This is a genomic window from Ruegeria sp. HKCCD7181 (genome assembly GCF_057221055.1).
This window is the reverse complement of the sequence record NZ_JBWVBC010000003.1, coordinates 428,476-444,158: the sequence shown is the minus strand read 5'-3', so window position 1 is coordinate 444,158 and position 15,683 is coordinate 428,476. Positions and strand designations below refer to the sequence as shown.

Here is a 15,683-nt window from a genome sequence, read left to right as displayed (position 1 = left end):
ATATTGAGGCCGGTTCGCGTTCGTTACGATCGTTCGACGCGCAATTGATTTTGGCCGAGCAACTTTCAGCGCGCGGTTTCAATACCTGCATAGGAGCCGAGTATTTGCCCGATGATGCAGGGCGTGGCAGAATTTACGAGGCGGCCAAATTCCTTGTCGATCCTGCAGAGCATAAAGCGGAAACTATCTTTATCCTCGGCGCTGAGGAAATCGACGACCTCCTCCTTGCTTCCCTAAGGCAAATGCAGCTTGATGCGGATATTCCGGTGATCGCCATGGGCCGCTTCAAGTCTCAGCAGAGTTACATAGGTGCCAAAGCACGCCTGGCATATGCACTTGGGCGCGAAGCCGACGTAATCGACCTCACAGATTTCCAGCCCCGACCGATGCTACCGTCAGCCGTCAGTCCCTTGGTCTCTGAAGTTCGGCCGGTTTCACGGCCAGCTGGCGAGACTGCAACTGTTACGATTGTCTTAGGTTCAATGGAATTGGACGGCCCCGAAACGTTGTCTTGCCTGTCTCGGATGAGTACCCAAGGTAGCTACAATTTGAAACTCGTTGTAAGCGGGGCACAGAACGAGGCAATAAAATCGTCACTTTTTCACGATTTGCCCACGATTCTTTATACTGATCTCTCGCCTCTTACACTGGCCAATTCGACAGATATTCTAGCGATGTTCGGACACGGCATCGCCGGCATTCGCATGGCGGCGCTTGCGGTCGAGCTGATGGCTGCCGGAGGCGTAGCCATTGATTGCACCGAGGATGAAGTCCTCATGTCATCTGGCGCGCCTGCATTGCTTGGGCCCAAGACACTATTTGCTTTGGATGGGTATCTCATGGGGAAAGTGCTTGGAAACATTCCCCACATAGCGGAACAGGCATCAAAATCTCAGTGGCTGCATACAGTAGACATTTCTCGTCTGGAAACCGCAGCGGGCCTCACTGCAAAAAAGCACCAACCCGTGCGGACGGAACAAAAAACCATTTTCTTGCCTACGAATGGTGTGGGCTTAGGGCACGCACAACGATGCGCCATTATCGCCAAAGCCCTACCAGACGATATGCCATCAACGTTCGCTGCCTTTCCCAGTTGCGTACCGCTTGTCAGACGCGAAGGCATAGATTGCATTCCGCTTGTCGCGCGAACCGATCTGAACGACCATTCCAACGCCAATGACATCTTGACCTATCGCCGTCTGGGTGCCGCGCTTCAAGAAAATGACATGTTGGTTTTTGACGGCGGTTATGTTTTCGATTCAGTCTACCGGGTTATCCTTGAGCACCGATTGTCGGCAGTTTGGATTCGGCGGGGCTTATGGCCCAAAGGCCGATCAAGAATAGGCATGCTTCAACGTGAAAGCGTGTTCGATCGGGTCATTGTACCGACGGAGGCCTTTGAAGAGCTCAATGACGCCTACAGTTATGGCGAACACGTACATAACGTCGGCCCCATTTTTCGCGAATTGGCTCAATCCGAAGAAGAGCGCGAGCGTCTCAGGGCGCGTCTGGCCGAACGATTGGGGCAGAACTTTAGGCAATTAGTCGTCAGCATGTTAGGTGGCGGAGTAGCTTCGGAAAGATCCGCGCAATTGCAAGCAATATCCGGGATTCTAGAAGCTCGATCCGACTGCCTGCATCTGATTGTCACTTGGCCCGGAAGCAAGGTCCAACCTGCTGCGTTTGGCTGGAAAAACACCCGAGTGGTTCAAACTTTAGAGGCTACGTCGCTGTGCGCCGCTGCAGATTTGGTCATATCGGCGGCGGGTTACAATTCGGTCCACGAAATCCTCTACCACAAATTTCCTGCGATCTTGATCCCACAATCGGCACCTTATTTGGACGACCAAGAGCGACGCGCCAGAGCTTTGTCTGACCGTGATCTTTGCGCTACGATCACCGAAAGAGAATTCATGAAATTGGAGCGGACCCTATCAGATTGCTTGGGTTACGGCGGTGTGGAAATCTTTCGATCAGCATTGAGTAAAATTGAGTTACCGGAAGCGGGAGTATCGAAGGCGGCTGAATTAATAGCCGAGACCAGGCACAGCAAATGACGGAAAACAATTGGTTCAAAATTCTCAGTAGAACGTCACCAGAACGACCTGCCCATCTGGACGATCTGATTTACGACAATCAGAAAGCCCGGCCATGTGGGAAAGTTGTGTTTCCCCAAATGAACCTGACGCCGTCAATCGCACTTTGGGACCACGAACCGGTTGGCCACACACACATCGGTGTCAGGATATTTGAACCGCCGAACTCTGTTTGCAAAGTCGCCAGGTTTCTGGCCGCTGCCGCTATAGAAAGAGATGTGTTTCCGATAATTTTAAGCCGAGTGGATTTTTGCGGATTTGAACAGTTCGGTTTCCGTATTGAACGCGTTCCCGATGAACAACCGGCGGCGCAGGCCGCTGAAGAGGAAATCAGAAAATTCTGGGATCTTGCGATAATCATCGACGGGCACGAAATTAGCCTTTTAAGTTAGCAAACTCTGGCCGCGCTGAAAGAACCCTTGCCGGAACGATGATGTCAAATGAATCCGGGCGAAGCAGGTACTGCGTCTTCGTAGTGTTTGGATGTGACCAATTCTGCTCTCTGCATGCTCTTCCAAAGCCAATCGCTATCGAGGACAAAATGTAAATCTTTTTCACATTACCCCTTGCAAGATCGCGAGAGCTGCCCCATCTAGACAATGTGAACGCAATTTACATCAACCCGGAGATCCAAAATGACCGCATTGTCCGACACCGCCGTCCCTTCAAGTCCGGGGTGGCTTTACCGTGCCGAAGCCTGGCTTGACAGTAAAGGCAAAGGTGCCTGGATCGCCGCCATGGTCCTTGGCTTTATCTTCTTCTGGCCCATTGGTCTTGCATTTCTGGCCTACATGATCTGGAGCAAACGCATGTTCAGCAAATCCTGCAGCCGCCGCAAATCCTGGCACAGCCACATGAGCGCAATGAAGCCGTCCGGCAACAGTGCATTTGACGCCTACAAGGCCGATACGTTGGCTCGTCTGGAGCGCGAACAACAGGATTTCGAGTCCTTCCTGCGCCGCCTGCGTGAGGCCAAGGACAAGGCCGAGTTCGACCAGTTCATGGAAGACCGCGCCCGTGAGAACAGCGACGACGACGCCGAAAACGGCGAGCGCGCCTGATACGAACTTGCCCTGTCCCGGCAGTCGGGACAGGGTGTCCAAGATCATCACCCGGACTTCGTTCATGACCCATTTGCCCGACCCCGACATTCAGCCGGAATTCTATCAATCCGTTGCGACCAAAAGATTTTTCGCCTGGCTATTCGACATCGCCTTTATTTCGCTGCTCTGTACTGTGGCGATCCTGCTGACTTTCGGTATGGGCTTTTTCATTCTGGCCCTGATCTACGCTGTCGTCAGTTTCGTCTATCGCGTTGTCACCATCGCAAACGGATCCGCCACCTTAGGCATGCGGTTCATGGGCATCGAACTGCGTGACGCCTTCGGCGCCCGAATGGATACCGGTAAGGCAGTCGCCCACACAGCCGGATACTTTGTCAGCATGGCATTTCCGGTCATCCAAATCATCTCGGTCATCATGATGTTGACCAGCGCCCGCTGTCAGGGTCTGACGGACGCATTCCTGGGAACCGTAATGATCAACCAGCGCGCCTGAGATCCCGATTGCGTGAATCACTTGGCGGGTCCCGGAACCATTGCTATCATTCGGTTCCAGGAAACACGGGAACTACATGCGACACACGCTGCCAATAGCACCACAGTTCTATGTGACGGCACCCCAGCCCTGCCCTTACCTTGAGGGCAGGATGGAGCGTAAACTATTCACAGCTCTTCAGGGCGATGGCGCCGATCAGCTGAACAATTCCCTGTCGCAACAAGGATTTCGACGCTCGCAGAACGTACTCTATCGCCCGTCTTGCAGCGAGTGCTCTGCCTGTCTGTCCGCGCGGCTGGACGTCTCAAAGTTCTCACCGAGCAAAAGCCAGAAGCGCGCGGTAAAGCGCAATTCCTACCTGCAGCGGCGCGCGACGTCGCCTTGGGCCACGGACGACCAGTTCGAATTGTTCCGCAGCTATCTGGACGCCCGCCACGCCGATGGCGGTATGGCCGACATGGACGTGTTCGAATTTGCCGCCATGATCGAAGAAACGCCGATCCGCAGTCGCGTGGTTGAATATGCCGACCCGGACACCGGTAACCTGATTGCCGTCAGCCTGACCGATGTACTGGATGACGGTCTTAGCATGGTCTACTCGTTTTACGATCCCGCGTTGCAGCAAAACTCGCTGGGCACATACATGATTTTGGACCACATCGAAATCGCGCGAGAAGCTGGCCTGCCCTACGTTTACCTTGGGTATTGGGTACCGGGCAGCCCCAAGATGGGATACAAGGCGAAATTCGCGGGCCTTGAAGTATTTATGCGCAACGAGTGGCGCCCGGTCAGCAACCCTGACAAACTAGCCGATATTACGCATCATCCGCTGTCCACCCAACCCATCGCGGAACAGGTAGCTGGCATTCAACTGCCCGACAGACGCCCTACCAAATGACAAACAACATTCGGCAGAGTTTGCACGCCATCACCATCGTGGTGCCAGACTACGACGCTGCGATTTCGTTTTATACGAAGGTTCTCAGTTTTTCTCTGACGCAGGATATCGACCTTGGAGATGGAAAACGCTGGGTGCGTGTGACACCTCCGGGTTCAGAGGGAACGTCGCTTTTGTTGGCGACCGCTGACGGTGCGGATCAGAAAGCCGCCATTGGAAATCAAACCGGAGGACGTGTCGGGTTCTTCCTTGAGACCGATGACTTCCAACGAGACCACGCTGCTATGCTGACTGCGGGCGTGATCTTTGAAGAAGACCCACGGCACGAACCTTATGGCATCGTCGCTGTGTGGCGGGACCCCTTTGGAAATCGCTGGGATCTTATCCAATTCAGTTGAGGTTTTCTCGGCGGCAACTCCGTTTCAATCTGCGTCGGCATTCTCCCAAACGATAGATAATGCAGCACTGAACACTCTCCGACATTCCCGATCATTCGGGGAAACAGGCTAACGTAACTGGTTGAAGTGTTGGATTGGGCTTCCGGCCCGCGCTGGAATTGGCCCGCAATTGTGCAGCAGAGACCATCGCTTGAGGGTTGAGAAGCCCAAGGTTCTACCTGTGTGGAACAAATGACCAAAAAGGAATGGCCCGCAGCAAAGCTGCGGGCCATTCCTTTTTTACGTCAGAGGCTTTAGCCCACAAGGCGCCAGATCAGTTCGGAATCAGGTCCGGAACAATGGTCACGATCGTCGGGAAGAACCACAGGATCGCAATACCCACTACCTGAATGAACACAAATGGAACGATCCCACGATAGATATGCCCAGTTGTCACTTCCTTTGGTGCAACCCCGCGCAGATAGAATAGCGCAAAGCCGAAAGGTGGCGTCAGGAACGAGGTCTGCAGGTTCACTGCCACCATGATCGTGACCCATTTCGGATCGAACGAACCGCCATAGATCACCGGGCCCACGATGGGGATCACGATGTAGATGATCTCAAGGAAATCCAGCACAAAGCCAAGAATGAACAGCACCAGCATCACGATCAGGAAGACCGTGAACTCGTTATCAAAGCTCTTGAGGAACTGCTGGATATAGTGCTCGCCCCCAAAGGAAATCACCACGAGGTTCAACAGCTGCGACCCGATCAGGATGGTGAACACCATCGAGGTCACCTTGGCCGTTTCGCGCACAACCGGAGTCAGAACGCCACTGGAGAACAGGACCCAGCAGCCGAACAACAGGCCAAACAGCGCATAGAGATAGGCCGAATAGGCGATACCAAATGCAATCCAGGTCTCGAAGCTTACGTTCCCCTGATTAACGCGCAGGTCAAAGTTCACACCCATCAGCAGGGCGATGATAACCGCGAAGGTCGACCAGATGATCACTTTGCCGGACCGACCCTGATCCTGCAGCTTGCGATAGGCCGCCAGCATGATGGCCCCGCCCGCTCCCAGCGCCGCCGCCGGTGTCGGGTTGGTCACGCCGCCAAGGATCGAACCCAGCACCGCGATGATCAGGACCAGCGGTGGGAACACCACCCGGATAAGATCATTGGTTGCACAGCGGGCGGCCGCCTCTCTGCAGCCGTAGATGGCCAGAGCAAACGGCGCCGCAAGCAACACGAAGGTCAGCCCGGACGAGGTCGTTGGCCCAATCAGCAACACATCCACCAGCAGCATCAGCAACAGACCGATTGTGCCAAGGACTAACGGCTGCGTCGGACGCGAGGGCGCGATCCCCCGTCCCAATGCCAGCGTCAGCCCCAACAGGACGACAATTACGGCCACACCAGTCCCGATAGGAGCGGCTGCAGCAATCTTTGCGTCGCGGGCAGCGGTCAGTTCCTCTTCGCTCAGCCGCTGTGCCTGTGACGCGCCACCTGCAGCATCAATGGCCTCTTGCTCGACAACGGCCTGATCCCAGGCGGACTGTCCGTGCAGATCGATCATCGAGGCCTTACACTCGGCTGACACGTTCGTACGCAACGAAGCACTCTGCGAAACATCGGAAAACGCCGAAACCGTTATGTTTTGGCTACCGATTACACCAGCACTGCCCATCAGGACCACGCCGACGATCAGCGCGACCGGAACGCCAAGCAGCCATGTCAGGCCCTCGCCGCGGGTGATGGGTTCGCCACTGCCACCGGACAACTCGACCGCCGGCGCTTTGTCCGGGTTCAGCAAAGCATAGCCGAAAGCATAAAGGGCATAGAGCAACGCCAGCATAATTCCCGGCAGCAGCGCCGCCTGGAACAGCGTGCCGACCGAAACAACAGCGGGCTCACCCAGGTATGTCAACGCGTCGGTGCAACCGGCATCAACCGCGCGGGTTTCCTGAGCAGTCGAATAGAGGTCACCTGCCAGTGTACCCAGAAGAACGATAACGATGGAGGGCGGGATGATCTGTCCCAATGTCCCCGAGGCCGCGATCACACCTGTAGCAAGTTCAGGCGAGTAGTTGTTCCTCAGCATGGTCGGCAAAGCCAGCAGGCCCATTGTCACCACGGTCGCTCCAACGATCCCGGTTGAGGCCGCAAGAAACGCGCCCACAACCACGATGGACACCGCCAAACCACCCGGCAACGGGCCAAAGACGCGCGCCATCGTAGTCAGCAGGTCGTTTGCAATCTTCGAACGCTCCAGCGTGATGCCCATCAGAACGAACATCAGAACCGCCAGGAGGGTTTCGATGGATTGCCCGGCCAGAACACGCTCGTTCATGCGGTTCACGATGAAGGATACGTTGCGGTCCAGCGCGGTTTCCCAGCCAGAAACGAATACCGGCTCGGCGATCCTCGGTAGATCCGGGTATCGGAACACGGATATGGTGTCGGGTTTCACGCCGGTATTCACCAGATCACGATACAGCTGCGACCCGGTGTCGATCGCCTGATGCACCAGAAGCCCGGCACTGTCCAACGCCGCGATTATCCCGAAGGAGATGATTCCTGCTCCACCGATAGCAAAGGCCACCGGAAAGCCGGAAAGGATGCCTCCGAAAAGGCAGAAAAATACGATAATGAGGCCTATCTCGACGCCATCAAGTCCGAATAGCATTGTCTTGGTCTCCGTCCTTAATGTGCGCCTTCGTAGGCTTCTTCACCCTCGCCAAGGCTGTCCTTGTCGAGGTACTTTCCAACGCTTTCAGATCCTTCCACATATTCCAGATACGAGCGGTACAGGAACGCTATCGCATGCAGGAACACCATCGCGGCAAAGGCGACGAGCAGAATCTTGAACAGGAAGTAGCCGTTGAATCCGTTGGGGCTGAACCCGATGGTTTCGACGTTCCAGCGCAATGCGCGGGACTTCATCACCAGACGGTCCAAAGTATCACTGGCCGAGGGTTTCGGCACGATCAGGTGCCGCCACATGAAGTACCAGCCGTACATCCAGGTCAGCACCGCCATCGGCATCATGAACAGCAACGCGCCCAGCATGTCGACCACGCGCTTGGCCCGGTGGCTGATCCCGGCATAGATCAGGTCAACCCGTACATGGCCGCCCTGTACAAATGTGTAGGTACAGCACAGGCACACGACCATGGCGTTATAAAGCTTCAGTTCCTCGGCATACCAGCTGATGTCCATCTGCAGAGGGATGCCGAACCCGAACGACATATCAGGCCGGGCAAACACGCGCTGCATGAACACGATCACGATCTGCTGGACCACCATCAGCAACCCGGCCCAGGCAAAGAAACGCCCGGTCGTGTTGGCGAACCCTTCAAGGACTCGCACCATGCCCCACATGAAGTTCCGGTAGTAAAGACCAATGGCGGTCAGAACCAGAAACAGCGTGAAGATGACAAAGAAGAATTCGACCGATCCGCCATAATAGACAAAGCGCATGATGGATTCTTTGTCCGACCAGTCCAGCCAGAGCTGCGGATGCGTGATGGCGTATCCGAAATTGTAAAAGGCTTCGGCGATGTTCTGAACGAACCAAACAAGTCCGTTCCACAGGGCGCCGAAGAAGGAGATACCGTTATCGTCCTGCATGTTGTCCCCGGATCGTCAGTTACAATGCTGATTATAGCGGATTTGTCCGAACCGCGCATTTGCAACAGGAAAGGTTCCCCCGCATGTGCGGGGAAACCAAATGATGGATTTTCTTGGCTGTTAACCGCGTACGCGGTTACGCTGCGTGGTGTAGACGCCCGAAGACAGGTCCAGCCATCCCGCCGACGACGTCGACGATGCCACTGCGCTATCGTGGATTTTCTTGAACAGCTCGTCGCCCATGTTCTCGTTCAGCACTTCCTGGCTGGCCGCACCGAAGGCATCCCATACGCTGTCCGGGAATTCCATGACTTTGACACCACCCGACTGCAGGCGCTGCAGTGCGGCACCGTTGTTGGCCAGGAATTGCGACAGGTTCCACTGGTGGCACTCGCCTGCTGCGATCTCGATGATCTTCTGCTGGGCAGGTGTCAGGCTTTCGAACACGTCGCGGTTGGTTGCCAGCGACAGACCCGCATTCGGCTCGTGGAAACCAGCGGTGTAGTAAACCTTGGTGATTTCCTGGAAGCCGGCTTTTTCGTCCGCCCACGGACCGATCCACTCGGTTCCGTCAATCGCACCAGACGACAGCGCCTGATACACTTCTGAGCCCGGAATGTTCTGAACCGAAGCACCCAGTTTACCCAGAGCTTTACCGCCCAGACCCGGCATACGGAACTTCAGACCGTTGAAATCTTCGGGGCTGTTGATCTCTTTTGAGTACCAGCCGCCTGCCTGCGCGCCGGTGTTACCGGCCAGGAACGACTTCAGACCAAAGATCTGGCCCAGTTCGTCATGCAGCTCCATGCCGCCATCCTGGTAGTACCAGTTGACCATTTCCTGAGCGGTCATGCCGAACGGAACAGCGGTGAAGAAGGCATAGCCAGGGTGCTGACCGACAAAGTAGTAGTCAGCCGCGTGGTACATGTCTGCCTGGCCCGACGACACAGCGTCGAATACTTCAAACGCGCCAACCAGCTCGCCTGCGGCCTTGATATCAACAGTCAGGTTGCCGTCAGACATCGCGGTGATGCTGTCCGCACAACGCTGCGCGCTGTCAAACACGCCCGCAAGGCCCCGGCCCCATGACGTAACCATGGTCAGCGTGCGCTTGCCTTGTGCATAAGCCGGTGCCGCCAATGCGGTTGCAGCGGCAGCCGAACCACCAATCGCAGAAGTTTTCAGAAATGAACGACGATCCATGTGAGTGTTCCTCCCCTCCATTTTCAGTGCCCGGGACTGTCCGGGTTAGTCGTTTCGAATGAGCGTCAGCGTAATGACACTCAAGGGAATGTGAATACCTAGTACTACGTAGGGGGGCCGCATTTCTCGGGCTTGGACAGAATATCTGACCGGATTTTTCCTTTGTTTCTCGAAAAAATCGCGTCAGTGGGCTTTGTCCCCCCCATTCTTTTTGCAATTCCTTCCTGTCTTGCGTATCGATTCGATCATGGGCGGAATTCGCAACCTTGTCTCACTGACCTACGCGCAAAAATTGTCGTTGGTGGCAGCAATCCCGCTGCTTGCGGCGGTAGCGGCAATTGCCGTGGTGGTTGCTTACGAAGCCCGCGCTACGACTGAGCGTGAGATTCAGGCCCTCGAACGCCGCCTGATCGAAGCGAAAAAGGACGAGCTGCGCAACTACGTAACTCAGGCGCGCAACGGTTTTGCCTATATCTACGGCCGTGCAGCACCAAATGATGACGAAGCAAAGAACTTGGTCACTCAGATTCTGTCGGCGATGATCTATGGTAAAGACGGCTTCTTCTTTGTCTACGACTATGACGGCACCAATCTCGTCAGCCCCCGTCAGACTGAATTCATCAACCGCAACTGGGTCGATCTCACCGACAGCGATGGCACACCGGTTGTTAACGAGTTCGTTCGTCTGGCACGTCAGGGCGCAGGCTGGCACAGTTTCATGTGGCAAAAACCTTCGACCGGGGAAGAGGCACAGATGATCGCCTATGTGGTCGGTCTGCAGGACTGGCGGTGGGCCGTCGGAACCGGAGTGTTCATCGACGACATCGTCGCAACGGTTGCCAACGCACGGGCCGAAGTTGAGGCACGGGTGCAGCGCACATTCCTCTATATCGGCGGAATCGTTTTGGCTGCGGTGCTGGTTGTGTTCGCCTCGGGCATGATGCTGAACATCCGCGAACGCAGGCTGGCGGACGCAAAGCTAAAGGAATTGACCCAACGGGTATTCGATACGCAGGAAGAAGAGCGTGGCCGTGTGGCGCGTGAATTGCATGACGGCATCAGTCAAATCCTCGTCGGTGTGCGCTACGCGCTGGATAATGCGCGCCGCCGCCTTTCAGGTGGCGATGAAACAGGTGCGCAAGCTCCACTGGAAAAAGGGATCGACAATCTGGGCACAGCAATCACCGAGGTCCGCCGTATCAGCCGCGACCTGCGCCCGGGCGTTCTGGATGATCTGGGCCTCGGCCCGGCCCTCAAGGCACTGACGGACGATTTCCGCGAGCGCACCGGGATCGAAACCGAGTTCTCGACCGTCGTGTTTCGCAACCGGTTGGATCAGGACAGCAAGATTGCCTTGTATCGAATTGCCCAAGAAGCTTTGACCAATATTGAACGCCATTCCGGCGCAACTCACGTTACAATCGACCTGCGAGGTCACAAAAAAGGTGCCACCATGCGGATTACCGACAATGGCCGCGGACTGCGCAGCGAACCGGGCCAAGTCAGCGCCGGGATCGGATTGCGCAATATGCAGGAACGCATCGAACAACTTGACGGGTCGCTGCGCATTCTGTCATCTCGCGGCACGCGCAGCGGAACCGTGATCGAGGTCAGCCTGCCGCTCAGCCGCATGCTCTCGCCGCAGGAAGGCGCAACACCGAAGCGAAAGGCCGGTTCCTGATGCCCGATACGATCCGTGTCCTCATCGTCGATGACCACCCGATGGTTGCCGAAGGTATTCAATCCCTGTTGGAAATCTACGACGAGATTGAGGTGGTCGGCACTCTCTCCAGCGGACAGGATGCTGTCGATCAGGCGACGCGTCTGCATCCCGACGTGATACTGATGGATCTGAACATGCCCGGTCTGGGCGGGCTGAGTGCAACCGAGATCATCTTGGAACGCCTGCCTGCGACCCGAATTCTGATCCTTTCCATGCATGACAGCCCGGAATACATATCAACTGCGCTCAGCCATGGTGCCAAGGGATATGTGCTTAAAGACGTGCCCACGGATGAGATCAAACAGGCCATCGACGCCGTGATGCGGGGCGAGCAATATCTGTGCACCGGCGCCAGCGGCTCACTAGAACCCAAGCAAGGCGACACCCGTGAGGCTCTGACCGGGCGGGAACAGACAATCCTGCTGGAACTGGCGCAGGGCAAATCCAACAAAGAGGTCGCCAGAACCCTGGATATCTCGGTTCGTACCGTTGAAACCCATCGCAAGAACATCAAACGTAAACTGGGCATCTCTTCGACGGCCGGCCTAACCCGTTACGCGATGGAACACGGCGTACTGCAAGGCACCGGTCACAGTTTTTAATCGCAGCGCGCAGCGCTGCCGGGCCCAACCGGAGAAGCTGCGCCGTAAGGCGCATCGACGACGGGCGGGAGCCCTACCCTTCACCGCGCGGCCTGATGTCTTCGCCGAAAAAGACCAATGTCCCGTCCTCGTCGATCACATGAAACTCGCGCTGCTGATAAGGTTGGTCAAAGGGTGGTCGCACCCGCCCCTCGGGCAAATCGGTCAAACCTGGTTTCAGTTCGGCGTACAGCGCATCAATACCGTCAACGTCCACATAGAATGACTGATTGTCTCCCAATGGCCGCCCGTCTTCGCGCGGAGGGCACTCCAATAACCGAATAGCAACCGCTCCGCATGACAGATAAGCGTAGTTTTCTTGTCGAAACCCGCAAGAGAACCCTAAGCGGTTGCAGTAGAAATCAATCTGCTTCTGCAACGAAGAACACAGGACAAATGGCGTCAGTTGCAAGATACGTGACATGAACGGCGTCCTCCGGTCTGAACAGACTTCAGTCTACATGTTCACCCAAATCAATCCAGCAGCCTATCTTTCCGCCGCCCCTCTCGTTCATAGTGATGTGGCAACACTCGGCCATACAGCTGCTTGGTACGCTCGACACCTCCACACATGCCTTCGGTCTCGACGAAGGAAAAGATACCGACATATCGATTGCGTTCACCAGTAACCGGCGCCACCCGGTGCAAGGAATACCGACCCTTGAAAATCTGCAGGTCGCCCGGTTGCAATTCCAGACGCCGCACATTCGCCATACCTCCGTCCAGGACTGCGGTGACCGCTCCGAAATTCTCATCCTCTGCACTGCGCAGGTTAGGCGCGTACTCGAAATCCCCGCCCTCCTCTCCGTTCTGAATAGCCAGCGTCACCGTGTAGTTGTTGGTGTCGAAATGCCAGGGAAAGCCCTGCCCCTCCTCCACCACATTTATGATCACGTCGGCCAGCGGATCATCGTAGCGAAAGAAACGGTCTTCGGGCTCGTCCAAAGCCGTACGGATAAATGGCAGGAACCCCGGATACTCGTAGATCCGGCGCAGAGGTCCCGTCTTTTTAAAATGATCTGCTGGCACAAACGCGTTCGAGCGGTCGTAGAAGCGCCGGATCGGGTGACCAATTCCAAAGCGCGGATCGTCCTTCGTGAAATACGCGTTTGTCCGGTTAAAAGAGCGATGCGCTTTGGGCGCGACGGCATCGGCCTCTCGCAGAAGGTGTCTCAACCCCTCTTCATGCGCGAACCCAGGCAGAACCGCGCAGCCATCCTCGTCCAGTTCCCGCCGGAGATCCCGGATCAACTGCTCATATCCCCACGAGTCCGGACGATCGATCGGATACTTTCCCAGATCCACCAGATCCTGCAACATGGTCTGCCTCCCTGTTCTGCACCAACAGGTTCAGCCTGCCTCACTCGAAGATACCTCTCTGGTCCATTTCGGACATTGGATTGACGCAATCTGACAAGTCAGATTTCGGCTCCAAGCCATCGTTTTTAGCCACATTTTCCCGGAAGTTCCCGGCATGCGTCATTTTGCGCAATAAAATGTCGCAGAATTCACCATTCAGGTCATGAAATTTAGTCAATTGCCTGTTGACGCCCCTTTCCCTCGCTCATAAGGTCCCTGCCAAGCAAAAAGGAGCCTCTGGCGATGAGAACGCTAGTCGTAATCGTAGGAACCACGCGCATGGGCCGGTAACGGTAAACCATAATCGAACCCATGCGCCTCCGAAAACCTCGGGGGCTTTTTTTATGCTAAACGCAAGACACATGTCGCGAACGGAGCAAAGCAGATGACACGTGAGATGACCGGCGCAAAGATGGTAGTTCAGGCCCTCAAGGATCAGGGTGTGGACACGGTATTCGGATACCCCGGTGGCGCCGTCCTACCGATCTATGATGAGATCTTTCTGCAAAACGACATTCGCCACATTCTGGTGCGTCACGAACAGGGTGCCGTTCACGCAGCCGAGGGTTATGCCCGGTCCACCGGCAAACCCGGTGTTGCGCTTGTGACCTCTGGTCCCGGCGCGACCAATGCGGTGACCGGCCTGACAGATGCGTTACTGGATTCGATCCCGATTGTGGTTTTGACCGGACAGGTCCCCACCTTCATGATCGGCTCGGATGCGTTTCAGGAGGCCGACACCGTTGGCATCACCCGCCCCTGCACCAAGCATAATTGGCTGGTAAAAGACACGGATTCGTTGTCGGCCACACTGCACGAGGCGTTTCACGTCGCCACTTCGGGTCGCCCTGGACCGGTACTGGTCGACATTCCCAAGGACGTTCAGTTCGCTACGGGCGAATACAGTTCACCTAAACCCTCGACCTCGCACTACCAACCAGTTTTGAAAGGTGATTTGGAAGAGATAACCGAATTGGTTGCAGCCATCGAAACCGCGAAGAAACCTGTTTTCTATACAGGCGGTGGTGTCATCAATTCAGGTCCGGCGGCCAGCCAACTGCTGCGGGAATTGGTGGACTCGACGGGCTTTCCGATCACTTCGACCCTGATGGGATTGGGTGCCTACCCAGCGTCAGGAGAGAACTGGCTGGGAATGCTGGGAATGCACGGTCTTTACGAGGCCAATCTGGCGATGCATGACTGCGATCTGATGATCAATATCGGTGCGCGGTTCGACGACCGCATCACAGGTCGGATCGATGCATTCTCACCGAACTCAAAAAAGGCGCATGTCGATATCGACCCGTCCTCGATCAACAAAGTGATCCGCGTGGACATCCCGATTGTTGGCGATGTGGCCCATGTGCTTGAAGACATCCTTAAAGTCTGGAAAGCGCGAGGTCGTAAGACCAATGCGGCTGCGGTGAAACAATGGCAGAACCAGATCGGTGAATGGCGCAAGGTGAACTGCCTCGCCTACACCAACAGTGACAAGACGATCAAACCGCAATACGCGCTGCAACGTCTTGAGGAGTTGACCAAGAAGCACGACCGCTATGTTACGACCGAAGTCGGTCAGCATCAGATGTGGGCGGCGCAGTATCTTGGGTTCGAAGACCCCAACCGCTGGATGACATCCGGAGGGCTGGGTACGATGGGCTATGGCACTCCGGCCTCGATCGGTGTGCAGATGGCGCACCCGGATGCGCTAGTGATCAACGTGGCCGGTGAGGCTTCGTGGCTGATGAACATGCAGGAAATGGGCACCGCCGTTCAGTATCGCCTGCCGGTGAAACAGTTCATCCTGAACAACGAACGCCTTGGCATGGTCCGCCAGTGGCAGGAGCTGCTGCATGGCGAACGGTACTCTCAATCGTGGTCCGAGGCCCTGCCCGATTTCGTCAAGCTCGCAGAAGCGTTTGGCGCCAAGGGCATCATGGTCAGCGACCCCGCCGATCTGGACGACGCGATTATGGAGATGATCAATTACGACGGTCCGGTGATCTTTGACTGTCTGGTCGAAAAGCACGAGAACTGTTTCCCGATGATCCCGTCAGGCAAGGCCCATAACGAGATGCTGCTGGGCGAGGCGGAGACACAAGGTGTTATCCAGGCCGGCGGCGCAGTTCTGGTCTGACAAGTATCGAATTTCGTCGGGCGCCCCGAGCGCCTGACACCTCAGGATGACGAAAGGGA

General features: G+C 56.0%; 14 protein-coding genes. 9 read left to right on the top strand and 5 right to left on the bottom strand.

Features of this window, described 5'->3' with window-relative positions; translation table 11 throughout:
- Positions 1–50: 50 nt before the first annotated feature.
- The 6 genes from AC2TCY_RS08930 to AC2TCY_RS08905 all read left to right on the top strand — a co-directional run bounded on the left by AC2TCY_RS08930 (position 51) and on the right by AC2TCY_RS08905 (position 4,949).
- On the top strand, positions 51–2,057 hold the full coding sequence (locus tag AC2TCY_RS08930; RefSeq protein WP_480846887.1) for a glycosyltransferase: 2,007 nt from the start codon (positions 51–53) through the stop codon (positions 2,055–2,057).
- Positions 2,058–2,176: 119 nt separating this feature from the next.
- Positions 2,177–2,488 carry a hypothetical protein gene (locus AC2TCY_RS08925; protein ID WP_480846886.1) on the top strand — a complete coding sequence of 104 codons (312 nt, stop codon included), beginning with the start codon at positions 2,177–2,179 and terminating at the stop codon, positions 2,486–2,488.
- A gap of 243 nt (positions 2,489–2,731) precedes the next feature.
- Entirely contained in the window at positions 2,732–3,157 is a 426-nt protein-coding gene (locus AC2TCY_RS08920) for a DUF2852 domain-containing protein (RefSeq protein ID WP_480846884.1), read from the top strand.
- A 64-nt stretch (positions 3,158–3,221) separates the two neighbouring features.
- A complete protein-coding gene (locus AC2TCY_RS08915; protein WP_480846883.1) occupies positions 3,222–3,653 on the top strand; it encodes an RDD family protein in 432 nt (143 codons plus the stop codon).
- 76 nt (positions 3,654–3,729) lie between these two features.
- Positions 3,730–4,551 (top strand): arginyltransferase, encoded by an 822-nt coding sequence (locus AC2TCY_RS08910; RefSeq protein WP_480846881.1) that lies wholly within the window; start codon positions 3,730–3,732, stop codon positions 4,549–4,551.
- Complete coding sequence (locus AC2TCY_RS08905; protein ID WP_480846879.1) at positions 4,548–4,949, top strand: VOC family protein; 402 nt, start codon at positions 4,548–4,550, stop codon at positions 4,947–4,949. The genes AC2TCY_RS08910 and AC2TCY_RS08905 overlap by 4 nt, the downstream gene beginning before the upstream one ends.
- Positions 4,950–5,262: 313 nt before the next feature.
- On the opposite strand, the gene AC2TCY_RS08900 is transcribed toward AC2TCY_RS08905, so the two are convergent.
- The 3 genes from AC2TCY_RS08900 to AC2TCY_RS08890 all read right to left on the bottom strand — a co-directional run bounded on the left by AC2TCY_RS08900 (position 5,263) and on the right by AC2TCY_RS08890 (position 9,764).
- On the bottom strand, positions 5,263–7,617 hold the full coding sequence (locus AC2TCY_RS08900; RefSeq protein WP_480846878.1) for a TRAP transporter large permease: 2,355 nt from the start codon (positions 7,615–7,617) through the stop codon (positions 5,263–5,265).
- 17 nt (positions 7,618–7,634) lie between these two features.
- The gene (locus AC2TCY_RS08895) at positions 7,635–8,561 is read right to left on the bottom strand and encodes a TRAP transporter small permease subunit (protein ID WP_480846876.1); all 927 of its coding nucleotides are present in this window, start codon (positions 8,559–8,561) and stop codon (positions 7,635–7,637) included.
- A gap of 120 nt (positions 8,562–8,681) precedes the next feature.
- A complete protein-coding gene (locus AC2TCY_RS08890; protein WP_480846875.1) occupies positions 8,682–9,764 on the bottom strand; it encodes a TRAP transporter substrate-binding protein in 1,083 nt (360 codons plus the stop codon).
- Between the two features lie 247 nt (positions 9,765–10,011).
- On the opposite strand from AC2TCY_RS08890, the gene AC2TCY_RS08885 reads away from it, so the two are divergent.
- Complete coding sequence (locus AC2TCY_RS08885) at positions 10,012–11,445, top strand: cache domain-containing protein (protein ID WP_480846874.1); 1,434 nt, start codon at positions 10,012–10,014, stop codon at positions 11,443–11,445.
- Positions 11,445–12,089 (top strand): response regulator transcription factor, encoded by a 645-nt coding sequence (locus AC2TCY_RS08880; protein WP_480846873.1) that lies wholly within the window; start codon positions 11,445–11,447, stop codon positions 12,087–12,089. The genes AC2TCY_RS08885 and AC2TCY_RS08880 overlap by 1 nt, the downstream gene beginning before the upstream one ends.
- A 73-nt stretch (positions 12,090–12,162) precedes the next feature.
- Here the strand turns inward: AC2TCY_RS08880 and AC2TCY_RS08875 are convergent, their stop codons facing one another.
- Positions 12,163–12,552, bottom strand: coding sequence for a bleomycin resistance protein (locus AC2TCY_RS08875; RefSeq protein ID WP_480846872.1), 390 nt, complete (start codon positions 12,550–12,552; stop codon positions 12,163–12,165).
- 50 nt (positions 12,553–12,602) lie between these two features.
- On the bottom strand, positions 12,603–13,448 hold the full coding sequence (locus tag AC2TCY_RS08870) for a HalD/BesD family halogenase (RefSeq protein WP_480846870.1): 846 nt from the start codon (positions 13,446–13,448) through the stop codon (positions 12,603–12,605).
- 424 nt (positions 13,449–13,872) lie between these two features.
- Between AC2TCY_RS08870 and AC2TCY_RS08865 the strand changes: the two genes are divergently transcribed.
- Positions 13,873–15,624 (top strand): acetolactate synthase 3 large subunit, encoded by a 1,752-nt coding sequence (locus AC2TCY_RS08865; RefSeq protein WP_480846869.1) that lies wholly within the window; start codon positions 13,873–13,875, stop codon positions 15,622–15,624.
- The last annotated feature ends 59 nt before the right edge of the window (positions 15,625–15,683 follow it).